Below are 20,282 nucleotides of genomic sequence, written 5' to 3'. Positions count from 1 at the left end.
CCATGAACATCGATGCGATTGCAATCGGCCACACGCCACCCGACGACGTCAATGTCGTCGTCGAGGTGCCGCTCGGCGGCGAACCGATCAAATACGAGATGGACAAGGCGTCCGGCACGCTCTTTGTCGATCGCTTCCTGTACACGCCGATGCGCTATCCCGGAAATTACGGCTTCGTGCCGCGGACGCTCTCCGACGACGGCGATCCGATCGATGTGCTGGTCGCCAATACACGCCCGATCATTGCGGGCGCCGTCATCAACGTGCGGCCGATCGGCGTTCTGAAGATGGAGGATGACGGTGGCGGCGATGAGAAGATCATCGCGGTGCCGTCGTCACGGCTGACCCAGCGCTATCAACATGTGCAGACCTACACAGACCTGCCCGAGATCACCTGGAAGCAGATTGAGCACTTTTTCCTTCATTACAAGGATCTCGAACCCGGCAAGTGGGTGCGACTCGCAGGATGGGGACATGCCGACGAGGCGCGCACGCTGATTGAAACCGCGATAGGCCGCGTCGCCGTGCGCAAGCCTGGTTGACGGAGAAGCGATATGAGACTTGTGCTTTTGGGACCGCCGGGCGCCGGGAAGGGTACGCAGGCATTCAGATTGTCCCAGATTCTCGCGATTCCGCAGCTGTCGACCGGCGACATGCTTCGGTCGGCCGCGTCGGCGGGAACGACGGTCGGGATGAAAGCAGCGGATATCATGAAGCGGGGCGAACTCGTTCCCGACGACCTGGTGGCGAGGGTGATCATCGAGCGGATCGCGCAGCCCGATGCGGCGAGAGGCTTCATCCTCGACGGGTTTCCGCGCACCGTGTCGCAGGCCGAAATTCTTGACGGGCTTCTGGTCGCCGACGGGCACGAGCTCAATTGCGTCCTCGAACTCAAGGTCAATGAAGCGAAGTTGCTCGACCGGATCTTAGGACGTGCCATCCAGGCTCGCGCCAGCGGTGAAGCAGGGCGGGCGGACGACAACGAGGAAGCGCTCAGCGTACGTCTAGCGGCTTATACAAACCAAACGAGCCCACTTACTCACTACTATTCCGCGAAGGGACTACTCAGGAGCGTTGACGCATCACAGCCGATCGACTGCGTAACAGCGGCTCTGATCGAAGCGATCGAGTGAAAGGGTCGAGCAACATCAAGCGACCAATTGGAGGAGATATCGCCGGTCAGCCTTTCGCTCGTCCGAGACGCTGGATCGGGTTGCTTTTTGCAGATTGCGGGTTGCTTTTGGCAGATAAGTCATTCCGCCGGTTGCGGAAACGACGAAAGTCATTCTCCGAGGGACCGTCGATCCGCAGCGAGTTATTGGCCCAGGTTGCTAAGCCTTCCATCGACTTGAGCCTCCGACATTCCTGCGATCAGGGCGCGAGCGGGACGTTGGCACGCGCAGATGTCGACGTTTCTGGTTTCCTACGACCTCCGTTGTTTGGCGGGAGGCTAGACCAAATTTGAGCAACGGGTCGGACCTGAACCCCGCTTCCGATCGGGAATGATGCTCTGGGTCGCACGCCGGTACGCACCTTTCCCGAGCCAGCTCTGCAGCGCCGCCTCATTCCGCGATCGTTTTTGCATCATGCGTCGTAGCATGCCCGCCGTTGCGGGCGGACTCTCGCCGACGTTTTGCGTCATCAACGTTCAGCGTCGGCCTCAGTCTGAAGAAAGTCGCGCCGGGCGCTCCGGTCACGGCTCTGACAAAGCCGGCCGCGAGCGGCTGGAGCGATGTGTAAGGCGTTGGGCGAGGGGCAGGCGCGCGCCGAAGGATAGTTGACAGGGAGGCCGGCCCATCTTAATCACTCCACCAATAAACTAATTAATCAATTAATTAAGGCAGAAACCCTAGGGAAAGAATCCGCCTGATGCTGGCCGGCCAAAGATATCCGAAGCTGCTTGCCCCGCTCGGTGGCGGCTTCACCCGGCTGGAAAACCACGCGCTCACGGGTTCCGTGCAGACCGGCCTCGAACAGGCCGGGACGGTGTTGTCTGGCAGGCCGCATTCCTTGCCGAACCTGCGCGGCACGGCGTCGGTACAATCAACACGACCGGCATTCCGCCGAATGCCGAAGCAGCCGGCCACCACGTCAAACCGTCGATCCCGGAACAAGCCGACCAGCACCGCTGGGACACCGACGCGGCGTCCGCCGATCCTTGTCGTCAGATCCTGCACGCTTGGCCGCTCGCGCGCGGGCCGCGCCACGTTGCGCGCCCGGCAGGGACATCTCGGATCGGGCCTTCTGCTCGAACCAGCGTGGGCTTTGTTCACCCGTATGAAAACGAGGATTGAGGCGTAAACGATGGGACGTCGATCTGAAGTACTGATGGCGCAAGAGACGGCCGGCACGGACAACAGACGCGTGATACAGGTGGTATCGCGCGCATTCGACATCGTGCGCTGCTTCGAGGGTCGAAGCATGCGCCTCGGCAATCGCGAGATCGCCGATCGCTGTGGGCTTCCGCGATCGACGGTCTCTCGTCTCACATTGACCCTCACCCAGATCGGCCAACTGATCTACCTGCCGCACGAGCAGAAATATGCCCTGGCTCCCGACGCCAACACGGCCGGCGCCCCGTTGCTCGCAGCGAGTTGCAACGAGCCGGCCTTTGCCGAAGAGCGGGAACTCCATGAGGCACAAGCATCCGTGCGGCGAGGGATCGGCTCGCGCTTCGGGTACTTCGAGGACGAGCGCAACGCGGTTGCCGAGCCGCTTGCGGTGATGCCACCTTACCGCTGACGCTCGGCTTGTTCCGAGGCAGAATGATCGGGACCATCGCCCGCGAGCTCACAGTCACGAAACATCTGAAACGAAGGGGAAACGCATGTCTGAAGCATACATCATCGACGCGGTCCGCACGCCGCGGGGCATCGGCAAGCCGGGCAAGGGAGCGCTGTCGCACCTGCACCCGCAGCAACTGGCAGCAACAGTGCTCGGCGCGCTTAAGGAGCGCAACAAGCTCGATACGTCGACCGTCGACGACATCATCTGGTCGACGTCGACCCAGGAAGGCAAGCAGGGCGGTGATCTCGGACGCATGTCGGCGCTCGCGGCCGGCTACGACATCAACGCTAGCGGCACGACGCTGGATCGCTTCTGCGGCGGCGGCATCACCTCGGTGAACCTCGCGGCAGCTTCGGTGATGTCGGGAATGGAGGATTGCGTCATCGCCGGTGGCACCGAGATGATGAGCTATCAGCAGACCCTCGCGGCCGAGCGCTCCAAGGCCGGACAGCCGGCGCGGATGATGGGCTCGGGCAATCCGGCGCTTGACGACATTCACCCGCAGTCTCACCAGGGCGTCTGCGGCGACGCCATCGCCACGCGCGAGGGAATCAGCCGCGAGGCATGCGATGCCCTGGCACTGGTCAGCCAGCAGCGTGCCAAGCGGGCGATCGATGAAGGCCGCTTCGCCAAGTCGATGATCCCCGTCCTCAACGACGACGGCAGCGTCGCGCTCAATCGCGAAGAATTCCCGCGCCCCGAGACCACTGCCGAAGGACTGGCGTCGCTGAAGCCGAGCTTCGAGCAGCTTGCCGATTTCGATCTCGGCAACGGCGTGACATTCAAGAAGCAGATCCAGCGCCGCTATCCGGACCTCGACTGGAAGGGCGTGCATCATGCCGGCAACAGCTCCGGCGTGGTGGACGGCGCCGCCGCGGTGCTGATCACCTCGAAGATGTATGCCGAGAAGCACGGCCTCAAGCCGCGCGGCCGCATCGTGGCCTACGCCAATCAGGGTGACGACCCGACGCTGATGCTCAACGCGCCGGTTCCGGCGGCCAAGAAGGTTCTCGCCAAGGCCGGCCTGAGCAAGGACGACATCGACGTCTGGGAGATCAACGAGGCCTTCGCGGTCGTCGCCGAGAAATTCATTCGCGACCTCAAGCTGGATCGCGAGAAGGTCAACATCAATGGCGGCTCGATTGCGCTTGGCCATCCGATCGGCGCGACCGGATCGATCCTGATCGGCACGGCGCTCGACGAACTCGAGCGCAGCGGCGGACGTTACGGTCTCGTCACCATGTGTGCCGCCGGCGGCATGGCACCGGCCATCATCATCGAACGCATCTGATCGCGAAAGGAACCTGCCATGAAACTCGATTCATCGGTCGGCGCCGTTGTCACCGGCGGCGCTTCCGGCCTCGGCGCAGCCACCTCGCGGGCGCTCGCCGCGCAAGGCGTGAAGGTCGCGATCTTCGACTTCAACGAGGAGAAGGGTGAAGCCATCGCCAGGGAAATCGGCGGTGTGTTCTGTAAGGTCGATGTCACCTCCGACGAGCAGGTCGATGCGGGCTTCGCCAAGGCCCGCGCGGCACACGGCCAGGAGCGCATCCTGGTGAACTGCGCCGGCACCGGCAACGCGGTGAAGACCGCCGGCCGGGACAAGAAGACCGGCGAACCCACTCACTTCCCGATCGACGCCTTCAACCGCATCATCCAGATCAACCTCGTCGGCACCTTCCGCTGCATCGCCAAGTCGGCGCAGGGTATGCTGTCGCTGACGCCGCTGGAGCACGGCGAGCGCGGCGCGGTCGTCAATACGGCGTCCGTCGCGGCCGAGGACGGCCAGATGGGGCAGGCCGCCTATTCGGCCTCGAAGGCCGGCGTCGTCGGCATGACGCTGCCGATCGCGCGTGACCTGATGGCCGAGGGAATCCGCGTCAACACGATCCTGCCGGGCATCTTCAACACGCCGCTGCTGCAGGGCGCCCCGGAGAACGTCAAGGCCGCGCTCAGCGCGTCGGTGCCGTTCCCGAAGCGTCTCGGCATGCCGGAGGAGTATGCGCAGCTGGCGCTGACCATGATCACCAACGGCTACTTCAACGGTGAAGACGTCCGCCTCGATGGCGCCATCCGTATGGCCCCGCGCTAGGTGACTACAGGAGACGAAAGCGATGTCCGAAGAAACGCCGGTCCTCACTGAAGTCCGCGGACCGATACTGATCATCACCCTGAACCGGCCGGAAGCCAAGAACGCGGCCAACCTCGCCCTCTCCAAGGGCGTGGCCGCGGCGATCGACCGGCTCGACGCCGACGATGCCCTTGGCGTCGGCATCATCACCGGCGCCGGCGGCACGTTCTGCTCGGGCATGGACCTCAAGGGGTTCCTGAAAGGCGAGCGGCCGTCGATCCCCGGCCGCGGCTTCGCCGGCCTCACCGAGGCGCCGCCGAAGAAGCCGCTGATTGCGGCCGTCGACGGCTACGCACTCGCCGGCGGGATGGAGATCGCGCTGTCGTGCGACATGATCGTCGCCAACCGCAACGCCAAGTTCGGAATCCCCGAGGTGAAGCGTGGGCTGGCCGCCGCGGCGGGCGGGCTGATCCGCATGCCGCGCCAGATGCCCATTCGCGTGGCGATGGAGTTCGCACTGACCGGCGAGTTCTTCGGCGCCGAGCGAGCCTACGAACTAGGCATCATCAACCGCGTGACCGATGGCCCCGCGCTCGACGCCGCGCTTGAGCTTGCGGCAGCGATCGGCGCCAACGGCCCGCTCGCGGTGAAGGCATCCAAGCAGGTGATCGTCGAATCCCGGCTCTGGCCGGAAGACCAGATGTGGAAGAAGCAACAGGAGATCGTCGGTCCTGTCTTCGTCTCCGAGGATGCCCGTGAGGGCGCGGCGGCCTTTGCGGAAAAGCGCGCGCCGAACTGGAAGGGCAAGTAAGGCGTCGACTGTTTCGACAATGGAGCGCCGGTTTTGATTGACTGAGAACCGGCGCTCAGAATTTTTGCGCCGGCCGGTATTCACGTCGCTTGAAACGTTAGCTTCTTATTTTGACGCGTTTTCTTCACGCGAATCGGTGCCCACTTCGCTCGAAAACGCTCTATTGGGGGAATGATGCGCAGCTTTACCGAAGATCAGGTCATTTTCCGCGACTCCTACCGCAAGTTCCTCGCCAGCGAGATCGCGCCTCATATGGAGGAGTGGCGGGAGGCCGGCATCGTCGACCGCAACGCGTTCAAGAAGGCCGGCGACCTCGGCTTCCTGATGATCTGGCCTGAGGAAAAATACGGCGGCATGGGCGACGCCGATTTCCGCTATGAGCAGATCATCATCGAGGAGACCGCGCGCTCCGGCTGCAAGGGCTGGTACAACACGCTGCACAGCCGCCTGGTCGGTCCTTACTTCAAGCGCTTCGGCACCGAGGAGCAGCGTGACCGATTCCTGCCCAAATGCGTCAGCGGCGAGACGATCCTGGCGATCGCGATGACTGAGCCCGGCGCGGGCTCAGATCTCGCGGGCATGCGCACGACGGCGGAGGACAAGGGCGATTATTTCCTGCTCAATGGCTCGAAGACCTATATTTCCAACGGCATCAATTCCGACGTGGTGATCGTGGCCGCCAGGCTCGCAGGCGCAGAGAAGAAGCATGCCATGGTGCTGCTGATTGTCGAGCGGGGCATGGAAGGCTTCGAGCGCGGCCGCAATCTCAAGAAGATGGGCATGCCGGCGCAGGACACCGCCGAACTTTTCTTCCATAATGTGAAGGTGCCCAAGGCCAACGTGCTGGGCGAGCCCGGCAGGGGCTTCTACTATCTCATGGAAGGCCTTGCCGAGGAACGGCTGATCTCCGCAGTCGGATCGATCGCCAATGGCCGCAAGGCGTTCGACATCACGCGCGCTTACGTGATGGAACGCAAGCTGTTCGGCAGGCCTCTTGCGGAACAGCAAAATACCCAGTTCCGCATGGCGGAGATGGATGCCGAAATCGATCTGGTGCAGGTCTATGTCGATCACTGCGTGGCCGAGCACAACGCGGGACGCCTGACCAGCAATATGGGCGCCAAGGCCAAGATGATGTCGTCGGAAGTCGAGTGGAAGATGCTCGACCTCGGCGTACAGCTGCATGGCGGCGCAGGTTACATGGATGAATATCCGATCAGCCGCATGTTCACCGACGCGCGTGTCAATCGGATCCTGGCGGGAAGCTCCGAAGTGATGCGGCTGATCATCGGCCGCGATGTCTTCTCGGAGCACTACAAGAGCATTCTGGATTAGCCGATCGCCGCCGCGATCGGCTGTCTGCCTCGCTCCGCGTCAGCCGCGCGCCTGGCGCAGCGGCTCGCGCACGTGCTCCTTCGAGCGCAGCAGCGCATCGACGAAGATCGGCTCCCAGGAGCGGATGTGGCTGCGCAGCAGGGTCGGCAGCGCCTCGGTCTCACCGGCGAGCGCGAGTTCGATCAGCCGGTAATGCTCCGGCACCGACGCCAGCTGTCGCTCGTGGCCGGCGCGGGAGCTGATGCCGTAAAGCCGCATCTTGTCGCGCAGGCCCATCACCATGTCGGTCAAGAGCTCGTTGCCGGCAGCCGCAATGAACTCACGATGATAGTTGCGGTCGGCTTCCAGATAGAGCTGGACGTCGTCGGTCTCGACCGCCTTGGCGATCTGGTCGGCCCAGCCGCGCACGGCCGGAAGATCCCGCGGGGGATTGGCGGCGACCAGCACCGCGGCGTGCAGCTCCAGCACCTCGCGCATGTCGAACAAATTGCGCAGCTCGGTCAGCGTCGGCTCCACGACCTTGAAGCCGCGGTTGCGCATCGGCTCGACCAGGCCGCCGCGGCTGAGCTCGAGCAGCGCCTCGCGCACCGGCGTCGAGGAGACGCCGAGGCTCGCGGCGAGGCTAGGCACCGAATACATCGTGCCCGGTAGGCTCTGCCCGGAAATGATCTCGGCGCGCACCCGTTGCAGCACCTGTTCTCGCAAATTCTGGTCCATGGGTGGTCGTCCGCCGCCTCTCGCTCCGAACTCCGATTCGTCCCTGATTATTACTTAGCCTTGACGGGGGCGGTAGCGTATGACGTAAATGTGTAACGCGTTACTAACATGCGTCACTAGGGTGACTGATCGTGAGATGGCGGTGAAACAGCGGCTACCCGGCTATTGCACGCTTTGCCGCTCGCGCTGCGGTGCCGTCACCGTGGTCGAGGACGGACGTCTCGTTGGTGTAGAGGTATTAAATAACCACCCTACCGGCGGCGCGCTTTGCGCCAAGGGCCGCGCCGCCCCCGAAATAGTTGCGAGCCCGCGCCGCCTGACCGTGCCGCTAAAGCGGACCCGTCCGCGCGATGCCGCCGATCCGGGCTGGGTCGAGGTGTCCTGGGACGAGGCGTTGACCGAGATCGCCGACCGGCTCGGCACGATCCGCGCCGAGAGCGGTGCCGAAGCCGTCGCATTCGGCGTCACCACGCCGAGCGGCACGCCGATGGTCGACAGTTTTGAGTGGGTCGAGCGCTTCATCCGCGGCTTCGGCAGCCCCAATTTGATCTATGCGGTCGAAATCTGCGGCTGGCACAAGGACTATGCGCACGCGCTGACGTTCGGCCGCGGCATCGGCTTTCCCGATTACGACAATGCCGATGCGATCATCCTGTGGGGCCACAACCCGGCCCGCACCTGGCTCGCCCAGGCGACGCGGATCGCCGATGCGCGGCGGCGCGGCGCCAAGGTCGTGGTGATCGACCCCAAGCCGAACGGCTCGGGTCAGCAGGCCGATCTCTGGCTGCGCATCCGGCCGGGCGCCGATGGCGCGCTCGCGATGGGCGCGATCCGTTATCTCGTCGCGACCGGCAGCTTCGACGCGGACTTCGTCAACGCATGGACCAATGGAGCGCTGCTGGTCGATCGCACGACCGGGCGCTTCCTGCGTGCCGACGCGTTGTGGGCAGATGGCATGGCGGACGCCTTCGTTCGTCTCGATGCGTCGGGCGCGCCGGTGCCGTGCGACACAAGCTACGCGCCGGAGAGCGGCGGCCGGCTGCGTGGCGCGCTATCGATCCGTGCGCGCGACGGCCGGATGATACCGGCGGCAACCGCGTTCGAATTGCTGGCCGAGCGCGTTGCGCCTTACACGCCGGCGCGCGTGGCGGAATTGACCTGGCTTCGTACCGAGGATGTCGACGCGTTCAACGCGTTGCTCGAGGGCCGGCCGCGGCTTGCCTATCATTCCTGGACCGGCGTCGGCCAGCACACCAATGCGACCGCGATCGAGCGCGCGATCGCAACGCTCTACGCGCTGACCGGTGCGTGCGATCGGCCCGGCGGCAATCGCTGGCCGGTGCCGCCGCCGACGCGCGCCCTCAACGACTACAACATCCTGTCGCCGGCGCAGCAGGCCAAGGCGCTCGGCATTACTGAGCTGCCGCTCGGCCCGCCGGCGAAGGGCTGGATCACGGCGCGCGACTTCAGTCGGGCTGTGCTCGACGGCGAGCCTTACCGGGTGCGCGCGCTGGTCGCGTTCGGGACCAACTTCGTCGTCTCGCAGGGCCATTCCGAGCGCAACCGTGCGGCGCTGAATGCGCTGGAGTTCCAGGTTCATATCGACATGTTCATGAACCCGACCGCGGAGAGCGCCGATTTCGTGCTGCCCGCCAGCACGCCGTGGGAACGCGACGCGCTCAAGATCGGGTTCGAGATCACGCAGGAAGCCGTCGAGACCGTGCAGTTTCGCCCGCGCATGGTCGAGCCGGTCGGCGCCGTGAAAGCCGATTACGAGATCGCCGCAGCGCTCGCGCTGAAGCTCGGCATGGGAGAGCTGTTCTTCGGTGGCGACATCAAGGCCGGCTGGAACTACCAACTGGCGCCGCTCGGCGTCGGCGTCGATGAGCTGCGCGCGCATCCCGAGGGACGCCGCTTCCCGCAGGCCTTCCGCGATGAAAAATACGCCGTCGCGCGCGAGGACGGAACGGTGGCGGGATTTGCGACGCCGACGCGCCGCGTCGAGATCTATTCGGAGCTGATGCTGGGACACGGGCACGATCCCTTGCCCGATCATGTCGAGCCGGTCGGAAGCCCGCTCACCAGTGCCGCGGATGAGCGCTTTCCGCTGGTGCTCTCGACCGCCAAGAGCGGCTGGTTCGTCCACTCCTCCTATCGGCATGTGGCTTCGCTGCGGCGTAAGTCACCGGATTCGGCCGTCGAGATCAGCCCGCAACTCGCCGAGCGGCGCGGGCTGGTGGAAGGCGACTGGGCCGTGGTGGAGACCCAGGGCGGTGCCGTACGCCTGAAGGTGCGTCTCAATGCGGCGCTCGACGATCGCGTCGTCGTTGCCGAATTCGGCTGGTGGGAGGATTGTCCGCCGCTCGGCCGCGATCGCTCCACGACGGCAGGCATCCGAACGCGCAACATCAACGCGGTGCTGCATGACGATGCGCGCGATCCCGTTAGCGGCTCCGTCCCGCTGCGCGCGATCGTCTGCGATATCAGGCGCGACGCCGATGCAAGCCGCGGCGTGTGGAGCGGCCGGCGCCGCTTCACGGTCGGCGAACGCCGGGCCGAGGCCGATAACGTGGTCGTGCTTAGCCTGCGGCCGCTTGACGGTGGCCCGCTGCCCGACTTCCTGCCGGGCCAGCACGTGATGATCTCGCTGCCTGGCGCGGCGGAAGCGCGAGCCTATTCGCTGACCGGATCGGGCGAACTGCCGCAAGCGCTGTCGATTGCGGTGAAGGGACGCTTCCTTGATGAACCGCGGCGCGGCGATGCGGCGTTCTTCATGCCGGATCGTCTGCACCGTCTCTCGGTCGGAGATGAGGTTCTGCTGGAGCCGCCGGGCGGCATCTTCACGCCGCCATTGAAGGGGCCGCGGTCGCTGATCTTCCTCGCCGCCGGCATCGGCATCACGCCGTTCATCAGCCATCTCGAGACGCTGCAACACGTTGCGCCGGATGATCGTGTCGGCGAGATCCTGCTGCTGCACGGCTGCCGCAGCGGCCGCGAGCATCCGTTCGCGCGGCGGCTCGACGAGCTCGAGGCCAGCACGCCGGCGCTCAAACGCCTGACGTTCTATTCGGCACCGCTCGCGCAGGACCCGGTCGGTTCGCATTCGCTGCGCAAGGGACGGCTTGATCTCGAACAGGTCAAGCGGCTGTCGGCGCGCCGGCCGCTGGTCTACATCTGCGGCTCGCCCGATTTCGTCGCGGCGCAGATCGAGGCCGTGACGGCGCTCGGCGTGCCGCGCTTCGACATCTTCGCCGAGAGCTTCGTGTCCCCGCCCGCGGTGCCGAGCAATCTTGCGCCGCGCACCGTCCGGCTTGCCGGCAGCGAGCAGAGCTTTTCGTGGGCACCGGAGCAAGGGACGCTGCTCGACGCTGCCAGGGCGGCGGGCGTCGCGTTGCCGAGCGGCTGTCGCGTCGGGCAATGCGAAAGCTGTGCGGTCGAGGTCGTCGATGGCGAGTTCACCCATCTCGGGCCTGTCGATGCAAGCGAGGGACAATGCCTTGCCTGCCAGGCGGTCCCTCTGACCGACCTCACGCTCGCGCTTTGATGACCAAATCACACTGAAGGCTGTCACCGCATCACCGGTAGGGGGACGAGATTAATGACGAATGCAACGCACGACCAAACCGTGAGCCTGCGAAAACCTGACGTGGACAACATCCTCGCGCGATTTTCGCAGGCTCTGGTAGTGTTCGCGGAACGCTGGTTTCCGGATGCTTATGTCTTCGTCCTGATCGCGGTGATTGCGGTTGCCGTCGGTGCGATCCTGCATGGCGGCTCGCCGCTCGCGGTCAGTCGCGCGTTCGGCGACGGGTTCTGGAATCTGATTCCCTTCACGATGCAGATGGCGCTGGTCGCGATCGGCGGCTATGTCGTGGCGATGTCGCCGCCGGTGGCGGCCGTGCTTGCGCGGCTGGCGAGCGTGCCGAAGACCGGGCGCGGCGCAGTGGTCTTTGTCGGCGTGCTCAGCATCTTCCTCTCGCTCTTGAACTGGGGCCTCAGCCTGATCTTCTCCGGCCTCTTGGTGCGGGAGATCGCGCGGCGCACCGACATTCGGCTCGACTATCGGGCGGCCGGCGCGGCCGGCTATCTCGGGCTCGGCTGCGGCTTCACGCTCGGCATCACGTCTTCCGCCGCACAGCTCCAGGCCAATGCCGGCAGCATTCCGGCGTCCCTTCTGCCGATCACCGGCGTGATCGGCTTCTCGGAAACCATCCTGACCTGGCAGAACATGGTCACTGTCGTGATGGTGACCGTCGTGTCCGCCGCAATCTGCTATTTCACGACGCCGGCGCCCGAGCAGGCCAAGACGGCGGAGGACCTCGGCGTTGCGCTCGGTAATGATCGGATCGAGGCCAGGAAGCCGGCCCGTCCGGGCGACTGGCTCGAGTTCAGTCCGCTGCTGACGATCCTGATCGCGCTGCTTGCCGCCGGCTGGCTATGGCAGACCTTTCAGTCGGGCAATCCGCTGATCACCCTGTCCGGCCTCAACACCTATAATTTCGTTTTCCTCATTCTCGGCATCGTGCTGCACTGGCGCCCGCGCAGCCTGATCGGGTCCTTCTCCAAGGCGATGCCGAGCGTCTCCGGCGTGCTGCTGCAGTTTCCGTTCTATGCCGGCATCGCGCAGATCCTGACCAAAGTGCCGAACAGCGGCGGCACCACGCTGTCGGACACGATCGCGCACTGGTTCGTCGGCGCCTCCAGCAACTCCACCGTGTTCTCGTTCCTGGTCGGAATCTATTCGGCGCTGCTCGGCTTCTTCGTGCCGTCGGCGGGCGGAAAGTGGATCATCGAGGCGCCCTACATCATGAAGGCGGCCAACGATATCGGCGCGCATCTGGGCTGGACGGTGATGGTCTACAACATCGCCGAGACCCTGCCGAACTTCATCAACCCGTTCTGGATGCTGCCGCTGCTCGGTATTCTCGGCCTGAAGTCGAAGGATTTGATCGGCTACACCTCGGTGCAGTTCTTCATCCATTTCCCGATCGTAATGCTGCTGGCGGCGATCCTGATGGCGACCTTCAGCTATCACCCGCCGATCCTGCCTTGAGGAATCACGGCCGGGCACCGTAGGGCTCGGTGCCCGGCCGTCGCTTTGCCAGTTTAGCGGTCCGCAACCGTCATCACCAAATCTGTGCTGTTTTTCTGCCCGCCGCGAATGGATGCATCGCGCCGCGCGGTCAACTTTGGACAGCCATTTCATTGACCGCAGCGCGCTTCGGCTGGATATTGATGCGCGGTATCCTACGATGTTCAAGGTCACCGCAATGAGACATGACGACCGCAGCCTGATGTACGACATGCGAAGCCGCATGCAGCATCGCTGCGTCTCGGCGGCGACCGGCGTCTGTTGTTGATCGCTTCGACAAATCCAGAGTCAGCGACAATCAGACAGGAGCGCCGTCACCCGGCGATTGAGCACGCATGTCCCAAGCCCAGATATCCCAAGCCCAAAAATCCCTAGCTTACGTCATCGAAATATCGGATCGCACAGCAGGTATCGTTGTCAGCGACAAAAGCGGCTTCTGCTTCTTCTCCTCCGACCGCGCCTTTGACGGCCTCGATGGCGGCTATTTCGGCTCCGCACGGGCCGCGGAGCGCGCGGTGAGGGCGCTGTTGCAGCAGCAACGTGAGTCCCGGAGCCGCAGGTAATGTCGTTGAGGCCAATCCTCAGGATGCCGCGGCGAGCGGCGGCGAGACCACCTGCGGTGCCTCGGGCGCCTGTGTGGCTGATGTCGCGAGCTGGAAGCGGATGCCGTGCAGAGAGACGGTCAGCGGGATGCCGCGGAAGTCGTCGTGGAAGGCGCGAATCCGGCGGGCCAGCTCGCCGGCGCTGATGCCGGCGGGAAGCTCGCACATCTCCCGGTACATCCGCCGGGTGCTCTTGATGCCGCACCAGGCGATGTCCAACTCCTTCAGCGGCGCGCCATCGCAGGCGAGGTCGCGCGACATCCGCCAGAACAGATGGGCAAGCCGCACATAGGCAATCTGCTCGAGGCCGCGCACGCTGATCTTGTCGGGAATGATGAAGGACTCGACGCCGACGATCGGTCCGCAATCGACGCGCGCGGCCATCACATGGGCCGTCGCGCCGAAGGTGCGGGCGCCGTCATAGAGCGCGAAATGCGCCGGCGCCCAGCCCGGATATTGCGGCGGGCCGGGGTGGAAATTGTAGGCGCCATGGCCGAGCGCGGCCAGCATGCTTTCAGGCACGATCACGCTGGTGGTGAACGCCAACAGCCGGGCGTCGCGCAGGACCTCCGGCTCGATCGCGGCGAGGTCGTCGGCCGTCACCGCGCAGCGGAACGACAGCGCGGGATTGTGCGCCTTCAACAGCTCGGTGAGCGCGAATTGCTGGGTGGCGACGCCGGTGAGAAGGATGATGGTCTTCATGATGCGGATGTCCTTCCCTTGTTCAGCCCTTCAGCCGATATCAGCCGCGCTGATCGGCCATAACGACGACACTGCCGGCATCGCGGGATTGACCCACGGTGCGGAACAGATCGGCCGGCAGTGTCTGCCAGGGCGCAATCTCGATGATCCGGTTGTTCGCGCTCTTCGCTGCCGATTTCGCCGCGCGGATATCGTCCTGCCACGGGCAGAGCGCGAGCTCGAGCCGGCCGAACCCGCCGCAGTCGGCGGCGAACGCGCCGGTCACCGCCTCGATGCTGGCGGCCATCTCGCGCGCGTCGCTGGTCGCGATATCGCGCATGATCACGGTGATCGCGGCATTCGAAGCTGCCTGCGAGTTGATTACGATCATCGCGTCGCGGCCGCCGCTGCGGCAGGCGCGCCGCGCGGGGCGCATTGCGACGCCGAATTCGGCGTCTGGTCCAAGATCGCTGTTGTCGGTCGGCAGATTGTGAACGACGGTGGTGTGGCGGGGCGTGCCGACGTCCTCAGCGGGCGCATGGTACGAGCGCGGCAGCCAGGCGGCGTCGAGCGCGATCTGCGACGACGTCAGGCTCCAGGCCTGGTCGAGCAGATAGCCATCCCAGACCGCGGGATAAGCGGTCGCGATGTGATGCCAGTTGCGCAGCAGCGCTTCGGCGGCAGGCGACCGGCCGAAATAGAGCGTGCGCGCCGACATCTCCCATCGGTTCCATTTGTGGAGCGCGACGTCGCAATCGAGATATGACGGCAGCAGCGGCGGCTCGCTGAGCGTTGCATCGGCTTCGACGAAGAGCAGCGGCTCGCGATGCTCCTCCCACATCCGTAGCATGAAGGCAGATTTCTCGGATGCGCGTATCTGCTCGCCGTCCGCGGTGTCGATCGGTACGATGTCGCAGGCGATCTGAAATTCGGCGAGCTTCTGCCGGAGCGTGCCGGCATGATCGTCGCCGAGGGCGCGAGGATAGCAGGAGACTACGCGCAGCGATGCGTCGGATCGGGAGCCCTCCTCGGGTGCGATCGGGCGCCAATTGAGGCCGCCCCACCACATCTCATGCGGGCCGTCTGAGCTCGGCCCGATCGTGCCGAAGTCGGTGAGCTTGGATTTGAGGAAGTCGAATGCCGGATTCTCGCCGAAGGGGATAACGACCGCACAGTCGGCGCGGAGCGACCGGTAAAGCATCTCGGCGGCGGGGCCGCTCGGCGGCTCAACGAGGATGACGACGCCATGATCCCGCGCCGGAACTGAACCGGGCTGATGGACGGCCGCGCGTCCGAGCCGCGCGGACAGCCATGCGAGCCGCCGGCGCTGCGCCGCGTTGATCCGGATGCCGTTCGCCGACAGCAATTGGTCTAAATTCGTCTGCAAGCCGTCCGCTTGCGCCGTGTCAGCCGATGTCATGCCCGCGCTACCCCTCGTTAACCTTCTACGAGCGGGGCGGTCAGATCAGGCGGACAAATCACTTGCCGTTCGCGGCCGGCGTGCGATTGGCGCTGCGCCAGGTGAGCGTGGCCGAGGCGGCCTCGTTGCCGTCGCGGTCCCCGAGCGCAAGGATGCGGTCGTGGTCGAGGGCGGTCAGCGCGACCGTGTAGATCGCAACATCCTCTTCGAAGCCGTCGACCGGGATCAGCAGCATGCCGTCGTCACCGGCGGCACGGAAGTGACGGCCGCTCCTCTCGATGCCGGCATCGGTGAGCCGTCCCTCGACGATCGTCTTCATGTTCGAATTGTCCGCGGCCTTTGCGGCGCTCTCGCCGTACTGCACCGTGATGCCGTGGAGTATCCCGTTGCTGGTGAGCTTTGCCAGCGGAAGTGCGATGGTCGCCACCGTCATGCGGCCTGACAGCGGAATCCGCAGGCGAAGATCGCCGAGCCCGGTGTGATAGACGTTGATGGCCTCGAGCGACGCCTGGCCATCGTGGCGGAACAGGCCGACCTGCAGCGTCCCGCATTGGGCTTCGCCGAACACGTTCGCGGACAGGCGGTTGGCGCCGAACAGCGTGTAGAGGTAGGCATGCGCCGGTGACAAGGCGGCAAAGCTGCCGGCCAGCCACATCGGAGGCGCCGGGGCGGTGCAGGCGGACACGAGCCCGCGGGCGACGATGCAGTCGTTGACGAAGCTGGCGTCGAGCAGGGGCGCCAGCGCCTGGGTGCCGAGATTGACGTCATGCTTGATGCCGCCGAGCAGCACGAGCTCGTCGTCGTCTGGCAGCAGCAGCAGGCGTCCAAGTACAGCGGCGGCCCAGCGTGCCGCAACAGTGGGGTCCGCGTAGGGCTGCAGCGCGTAGCGCGGTGCCAGCTCGCGGGCGCGCGCGGCATAGGCCAGCACCCCCGACTGCACTTCGGTTGCGAGCGCCAGCTGCGCGGCCGGGCGCTGATCACCCTCGCGCAACACCTCGCCGCCACGATAGTCGCGCGCCGATCCTTCCGCAGAACAGCATAGCTGCTCCAACAGCGCGACGTTGCGGATCAGCATGCGTTTTACGTGCGGCGTGACGACCCGATCGGAAATCAGCCCCTCTGCGGTGTCGTCATCGGCGATGTCGTCGAAGGCATCGTCAAGCGTCAGCAGATAGGCGCCGTGCAGGCGGGTGCGAATGCCCTCGCGATCGAATATCCGGCGCAGCGACTTCTGCACGCTAGCGGAATAGCCGAGATCGACGAGGATCAGGTCGGTGCAGTTGTCAAAATCCTGGATGCGTGCGCGCAGATAGGCGAGCAGCCGGGCGCGGACGCCGGCGGCGATATCGGTGATCTCGCGCGGGTCCATCAGATCGGGCAGGGCGTCGGCAAGTTCGCGGCCGCTCGCGATGCCATCGGGGTATTGCGCGAAGAAATTCATCACCGCGGGCGGCTGCACCTTGACGATATCGACGAAGGTCGCCGCATCGATCTTGACGACCCGGCTCAACAGCTCGCAGAGCGGTTCGAGCGTATCGGCGGATCCGACCAGACTGACGCGGCGATTGATCTCGACATAGGCGCCGCTCTCGCCATGGTCCGCCTGCCAGACACGATGCGGCAGCAGTCCGTCGCGGCCGAGGAATCCGATCGCAACCCGCGCGCCCTCGCGGGCGAGCGCGGAGCGTCGTGCTTCGATGAACGCGTCGAACGCCGCCATCACCGGGCCGAGCACGGTGACGCCGAGATGGAAGGCGGGAGAATGCTCCGCGCTCTGCGCCGTCACCGCGCGCCGCAGCGTGCGGGCGCCACAATCGAGCCGCGACGGCTGATCGGGACAGAGCAATTCGTAGATCGATGTTTCACGCTGAAACTTGGAGGCCAGTGCCGCGCTGGCCTGCGGATAATAGCGCGGGCGGATGCCATGACGTCGGGCACCCTTGATATCGGCGTTGTGGTTGTCGCCGATATGGAACGAGCTTGCCGCATCGATGCCTTGCTCGGCGAGATAGACCTCGAACAGCGCCTCGCTCTTGCCTGAGCCGTGATCGCAGGATGCGTAGAGGAAATCCCAGGTCAGTCCGGGGCTGCAGCTGCGCAACAGCTGCGCGAGCTGGTCGGTGCTCCAGTAGGTGTCGGAAATGAAGCCAGTGCGAAAGCCGCCGCGCTTCATGTCCAGATATTGCTCAAGCATTTCCGGATTGACGCGGCACAGCTCGAGCTCGACCCCGAACTCGGTTCGCGCGAGATCGGGCAGCGCATCGCGGTTCAGGCCGAACAGCCTGAACGGAAAGTACTTATAGATGTCGGCGATGTGCACTTCAGTGGAGCCGCTGCGCTCCAGCGCAACCTTGCGCGCGCGCGCTTCGGCCTGGATTCGATGCTGAACGAAACTGACGGACATACTTGGAAATTCTTCAGCAATGGGCGAAAGCTGAAAAACCCTTTCAAATACGCCATCTGGCGTCGTGCACGCACGCAACAGAAATGTATCGAAAACATCGAATGAACATGCAGAAACATTCTGCGCTCGACGCGTCGCGTCGACCGTCATGATCGTCATGCGCAAAATTCCCGCCAGTCCTCATGCGTTGAACGCGTGCGTGAGACAAATCAGGCGCGCTGATCCAAAAAAGTTGATGCGCGATTCAAAAACGCGCGCTTCGCGACTGACAGATTCAAAAAATCCGATAACGTCGAAAAGGTGATTCGGAAAAAATTGCCTAGTCGCAATCGTCGAATGCAAGATGGCGACCAACGGCGACGGATCACTCGCATGCTCCGCGCATGCATGTGTGTTCGCGTGGCGTTAGTTGGTGTGACAACAGCGTTTTCCGGCGCGACGATCTCTTCCCGCGGGCATGCAAGGCGATGCTGAACGACTGCTCCAGATCCCGTCGAACTTTTCCCTGCGCGCTGGCGCAGCGGCAGCTTTTGCCGGGCAGTCGGCAAAAACATCCAGCTAAGCATTTGAAAAATAACAAAAAATCTTCGCCTGGTTTGTCCGGCGCCTCCGTTCAACGCTCAGAAGCCGCATGGGATGTGTGCCAGCGGCGCTGGTTGGAGAGCGGGGCATGAGTTACGCGCTTGATATGACGGCAGCGGCCGAGATCGAGGCCACGACGGCCGCGGTCGCGCCAGTCGAGACGGCTGCGCCCTGGAGCGACGTTCCCACGGTCGCCGATGCAGGCCCGCTCGACACCGTCGAGATCCAGGACGAGGACAAGGAACTGCTCGACCGCCTCGCCGCCGGCGACGAGGCGGCGTTTCGTGCTCTGGTCGAACGCCATGTCGATCGCGCCTACGCGATCGCGCTGCGCATCGTCGGCAACGCCGCCGACGCCGAAGACGTGGTGCAGGACACGATGCTGAAAGTGTGGACGCATCGCGGCCGCTGGCAGCACGGCCGCGCCAAGTTCTCGACCTGGCTGTATCGCGTCGTCAGCAACCGCTGCATCGATCTGCGCCGCAAGCCGCGCACCGAGAATGTCGACGTCGTGCCCGAAGTCGCCGATACCCAGCTCGATGCCTCGACCGTCATCGAGCGCAACGAGATCGGCAATCTTCTGGAGGTGGCGATGCAGCGGCTGCCCGAACAGCAGCGCGTCGCGGTGATCCTCTCCTATCATGAGAGCATGAGCAACGGCGAGATCGCCGAGGTCATGGATACGACCGTGGCCGCGGTGGAGTCGCTGTTGAAGCGCGGGCGGCAACAGCTGCGCGAAATGCTGAAGCGGCACGAGCGCGACCTGCGCGGCGCGTTTACCGACTGCTAACCATAAATTCCGGCTTCTGAAGTTTTTGCGCCTGACCACCGGCGGCCGACCCGTTTGATCGGGCGGACGGGGGCTGGATCCGCGTCACCTCTCTTTTTCACGATGCGGCATGCCATGCCCCATCACCACAGGAGCTACTCATGCCGGCAATTTCCACCAACACCGCCGCGAACTCCGCGGTCCGCTACCTCAACATCAACTCGCAGCAGGAAACCAGCGCGCTGTCGAAGCTGTCGAGCGGCTCGCGTATCACCTCGGCCTCCGACGACGCGGCCGGTCTCGCGATCTCGACCCGCATCTCCTCCGACATCACGACGCTGCAGCAGGCCGCCACCAACGCGGCGCAGGCGACCTCGATCCTGCAGACCGCCGACGGCGGCGCGTCCAACATCTCGGACATCCTGGCCCGCATGAAGTCGCTGGCCTCCGAGTCCGCCTCGGGCACCGTGGCTGACTCCAGCCGCGCCTACATCAACTCGGAATTCACGCAGCTCAAGGGCGAAATCGACTCCATCGCCTCTGGCACCCGCTACAGCAGCCAGAGCTTGCTCGACGGTTCGAGCGTGTTCTCCTCGGGCGTCTCGGTGCTGGTCGGCTCGACCTCGGCCGACACCATCACGATCACGCTGACCAGCCTGACGGCGTCCTCGCTCGGCGTCACCTCGCTCGACGTCTCCAGCCTGTCGAGCGCGACCAGCGCCATGTCGGCACTCGACAGCGCCATCGACACCGTGTCGTCGGCCCGCGCCGAGATCGGTGCCCAGGAATCGCGCTTCAACTTCAGCGCCGACTCGATCTCGACCCAGACCCAGAACCTGCAGTCGGCCAATTCGGCGATCAAGGACGTCGATATCGCTTCCGAGCAGGCGACGCTGTCCTCGGCCGAAGTGAAGACCCAGGCCGCGGTTTCGGCGGAAACGGCGGCGAACCAGATGCCGCAGTACCTGCTCAAGCTGCTCGGCTAAATCCAGGGATAGATCGGGCCGGCAT

At 64.6% G+C, this 20,282-nt stretch carries 16 protein-coding genes and 1 pseudogene; 13 read left to right on the top strand and 4 right to left on the bottom strand.

Annotation, left to right across the window (positions count from 1 at the left end; genetic code table 11):
* Positions 1 to 2 precede the first annotated feature (2 nt).
* The 8 genes and pseudogenes from ppa (at position 3) to V5279_RS31965 (ending at position 7,004) form a co-directional block, all read left to right on the top strand.
* Complete coding sequence (gene ppa / locus V5279_RS32000) at positions 3 to 542, top strand: inorganic diphosphatase (protein ID WP_338691122.1); 540 nt, start codon at positions 3 to 5, stop codon at positions 540 to 542.
* Positions 543 to 554: 12 nt separating this feature from the next.
* Positions 555 to 1,133, top strand: coding sequence for an adenylate kinase (locus V5279_RS31995; RefSeq protein WP_338691120.1), 579 nt, complete (start codon positions 555 to 557; stop codon positions 1,131 to 1,133).
* A gap of 736 nt (positions 1,134 to 1,869) precedes the next feature.
* Positions 1,870 to 2,301: a hypothetical protein gene (locus tag V5279_RS31990; protein ID WP_338691119.1), complete on the top strand. Its 432-nt coding sequence runs from the start codon at positions 1,870 to 1,872 to the stop codon at positions 2,299 to 2,301.
* Between the two features lie 3 nt (positions 2,302 to 2,304).
* Positions 2,305 to 2,562 (top strand): annotated as a pseudogene (locus V5279_RS31985) (helix-turn-helix domain-containing protein); the annotation flags it as partial.
* Between the two features lie 265 nt (positions 2,563 to 2,827).
* Complete coding sequence (locus tag V5279_RS31980) at positions 2,828 to 4,078, top strand: acetyl-CoA C-acetyltransferase (protein WP_338691118.1); 1,251 nt, start codon at positions 2,828 to 2,830, stop codon at positions 4,076 to 4,078.
* 18 nt (positions 4,079 to 4,096) lie between these two features.
* On the top strand, positions 4,097 to 4,879 hold the full coding sequence (locus tag V5279_RS31975) for an SDR family NAD(P)-dependent oxidoreductase (RefSeq protein ID WP_338691117.1): 783 nt from the start codon (positions 4,097 to 4,099) through the stop codon (positions 4,877 to 4,879).
* Between the two features lie 22 nt (positions 4,880 to 4,901).
* Complete coding sequence (locus V5279_RS31970; protein WP_338691115.1) at positions 4,902 to 5,669, top strand: crotonase/enoyl-CoA hydratase family protein; 768 nt, start codon at positions 4,902 to 4,904, stop codon at positions 5,667 to 5,669.
* A gap of 174 nt (positions 5,670 to 5,843) precedes the next feature.
* Positions 5,844 to 7,004: an acyl-CoA dehydrogenase family protein gene (locus V5279_RS31965; RefSeq protein WP_338691113.1), complete on the top strand. Its 1,161-nt coding sequence runs from the start codon at positions 5,844 to 5,846 to the stop codon at positions 7,002 to 7,004.
* 39 nt (positions 7,005 to 7,043) lie between these two features.
* Here V5279_RS31965 and V5279_RS31960 read toward each other — a convergent pair whose 3' ends face one another.
* Positions 7,044 to 7,721, bottom strand: a complete 678-nt coding sequence (locus V5279_RS31960; RefSeq protein WP_338691111.1) for a GntR family transcriptional regulator — start codon at positions 7,719 to 7,721, stop codon at positions 7,044 to 7,046.
* A 136-nt stretch (positions 7,722 to 7,857) separates the two neighbouring features.
* Between V5279_RS31960 and V5279_RS31955 the strand changes: the two genes are divergently transcribed.
* From V5279_RS31955 to V5279_RS31945, 3 genes are all read left to right on the top strand, one after another.
* Complete coding sequence (locus V5279_RS31955) at positions 7,858 to 11,265, top strand: molybdopterin-dependent oxidoreductase (protein ID WP_338691110.1); 3,408 nt, start codon at positions 7,858 to 7,860, stop codon at positions 11,263 to 11,265.
* Positions 11,266 to 11,319: 54 nt separating this feature from the next.
* A complete protein-coding gene (locus V5279_RS31950) occupies positions 11,320 to 12,774 on the top strand; it encodes a short-chain fatty acid transporter (protein ID WP_414645855.1) in 1,455 nt (484 codons plus the stop codon).
* 374 nt (positions 12,775 to 13,148) lie between these two features.
* Positions 13,149 to 13,376, top strand: coding sequence for a hypothetical protein (locus V5279_RS31945; RefSeq protein ID WP_175619490.1), 228 nt, complete (start codon positions 13,149 to 13,151; stop codon positions 13,374 to 13,376).
* Positions 13,377 to 13,394: 18 nt separating this feature from the next.
* Here V5279_RS31945 and V5279_RS31940 read toward each other — a convergent pair whose 3' ends face one another.
* Genes V5279_RS31940 through V5279_RS31930 form a run of 3 tightly spaced genes read right to left on the bottom strand, consistent with a single transcriptional unit; the run spans position 13,395 to position 18,079 of the window.
* A complete protein-coding gene (locus V5279_RS31940; protein ID WP_338701480.1) occupies positions 13,395 to 14,120 on the bottom strand; it encodes a formyltransferase family protein in 726 nt (241 codons plus the stop codon).
* Between the two features lie 37 nt (positions 14,121 to 14,157).
* Positions 14,158 to 15,516, bottom strand: a complete 1,359-nt coding sequence (locus tag V5279_RS31935; protein WP_414645854.1) for a hypothetical protein — start codon at positions 15,514 to 15,516, stop codon at positions 14,158 to 14,160.
* A 58-nt stretch (positions 15,517 to 15,574) separates the two neighbouring features.
* On the bottom strand, positions 15,575 to 18,079 hold the full coding sequence (locus V5279_RS31930) for a hypothetical protein (protein ID WP_414645853.1): 2,505 nt from the start codon (positions 18,077 to 18,079) through the stop codon (positions 15,575 to 15,577).
* Between the two features lie 511 nt (positions 18,080 to 18,590).
* On the opposite strand from V5279_RS31930, the gene V5279_RS31925 reads away from it, so the two are divergent.
* Together V5279_RS31925 and V5279_RS31920 are read left to right on the top strand one after the other, a co-directional pair.
* On the top strand, positions 18,591 to 19,292 hold the full coding sequence (locus V5279_RS31925; protein ID WP_029080086.1) for an RNA polymerase sigma factor: 702 nt from the start codon (positions 18,591 to 18,593) through the stop codon (positions 19,290 to 19,292).
* A gap of 140 nt (positions 19,293 to 19,432) precedes the next feature.
* A complete protein-coding gene (locus V5279_RS31920) occupies positions 19,433 to 20,257 on the top strand; it encodes a flagellin (RefSeq protein WP_029080085.1) in 825 nt (274 codons plus the stop codon).
* Positions 20,258 to 20,282 lie beyond the last annotated feature (25 nt).

This window comes from Bradyrhizobium sp. 26S5 (assembly GCF_036923295.1).
GTDB classification, from domain to species: domain Bacteria; phylum Pseudomonadota; class Alphaproteobacteria; order Rhizobiales; family Xanthobacteraceae; genus Bradyrhizobium; species Bradyrhizobium septentrionale.
Note: the sequence above shows the minus strand (reverse complement) of the source record. Positions and strands in the feature narration are given on the sequence as shown.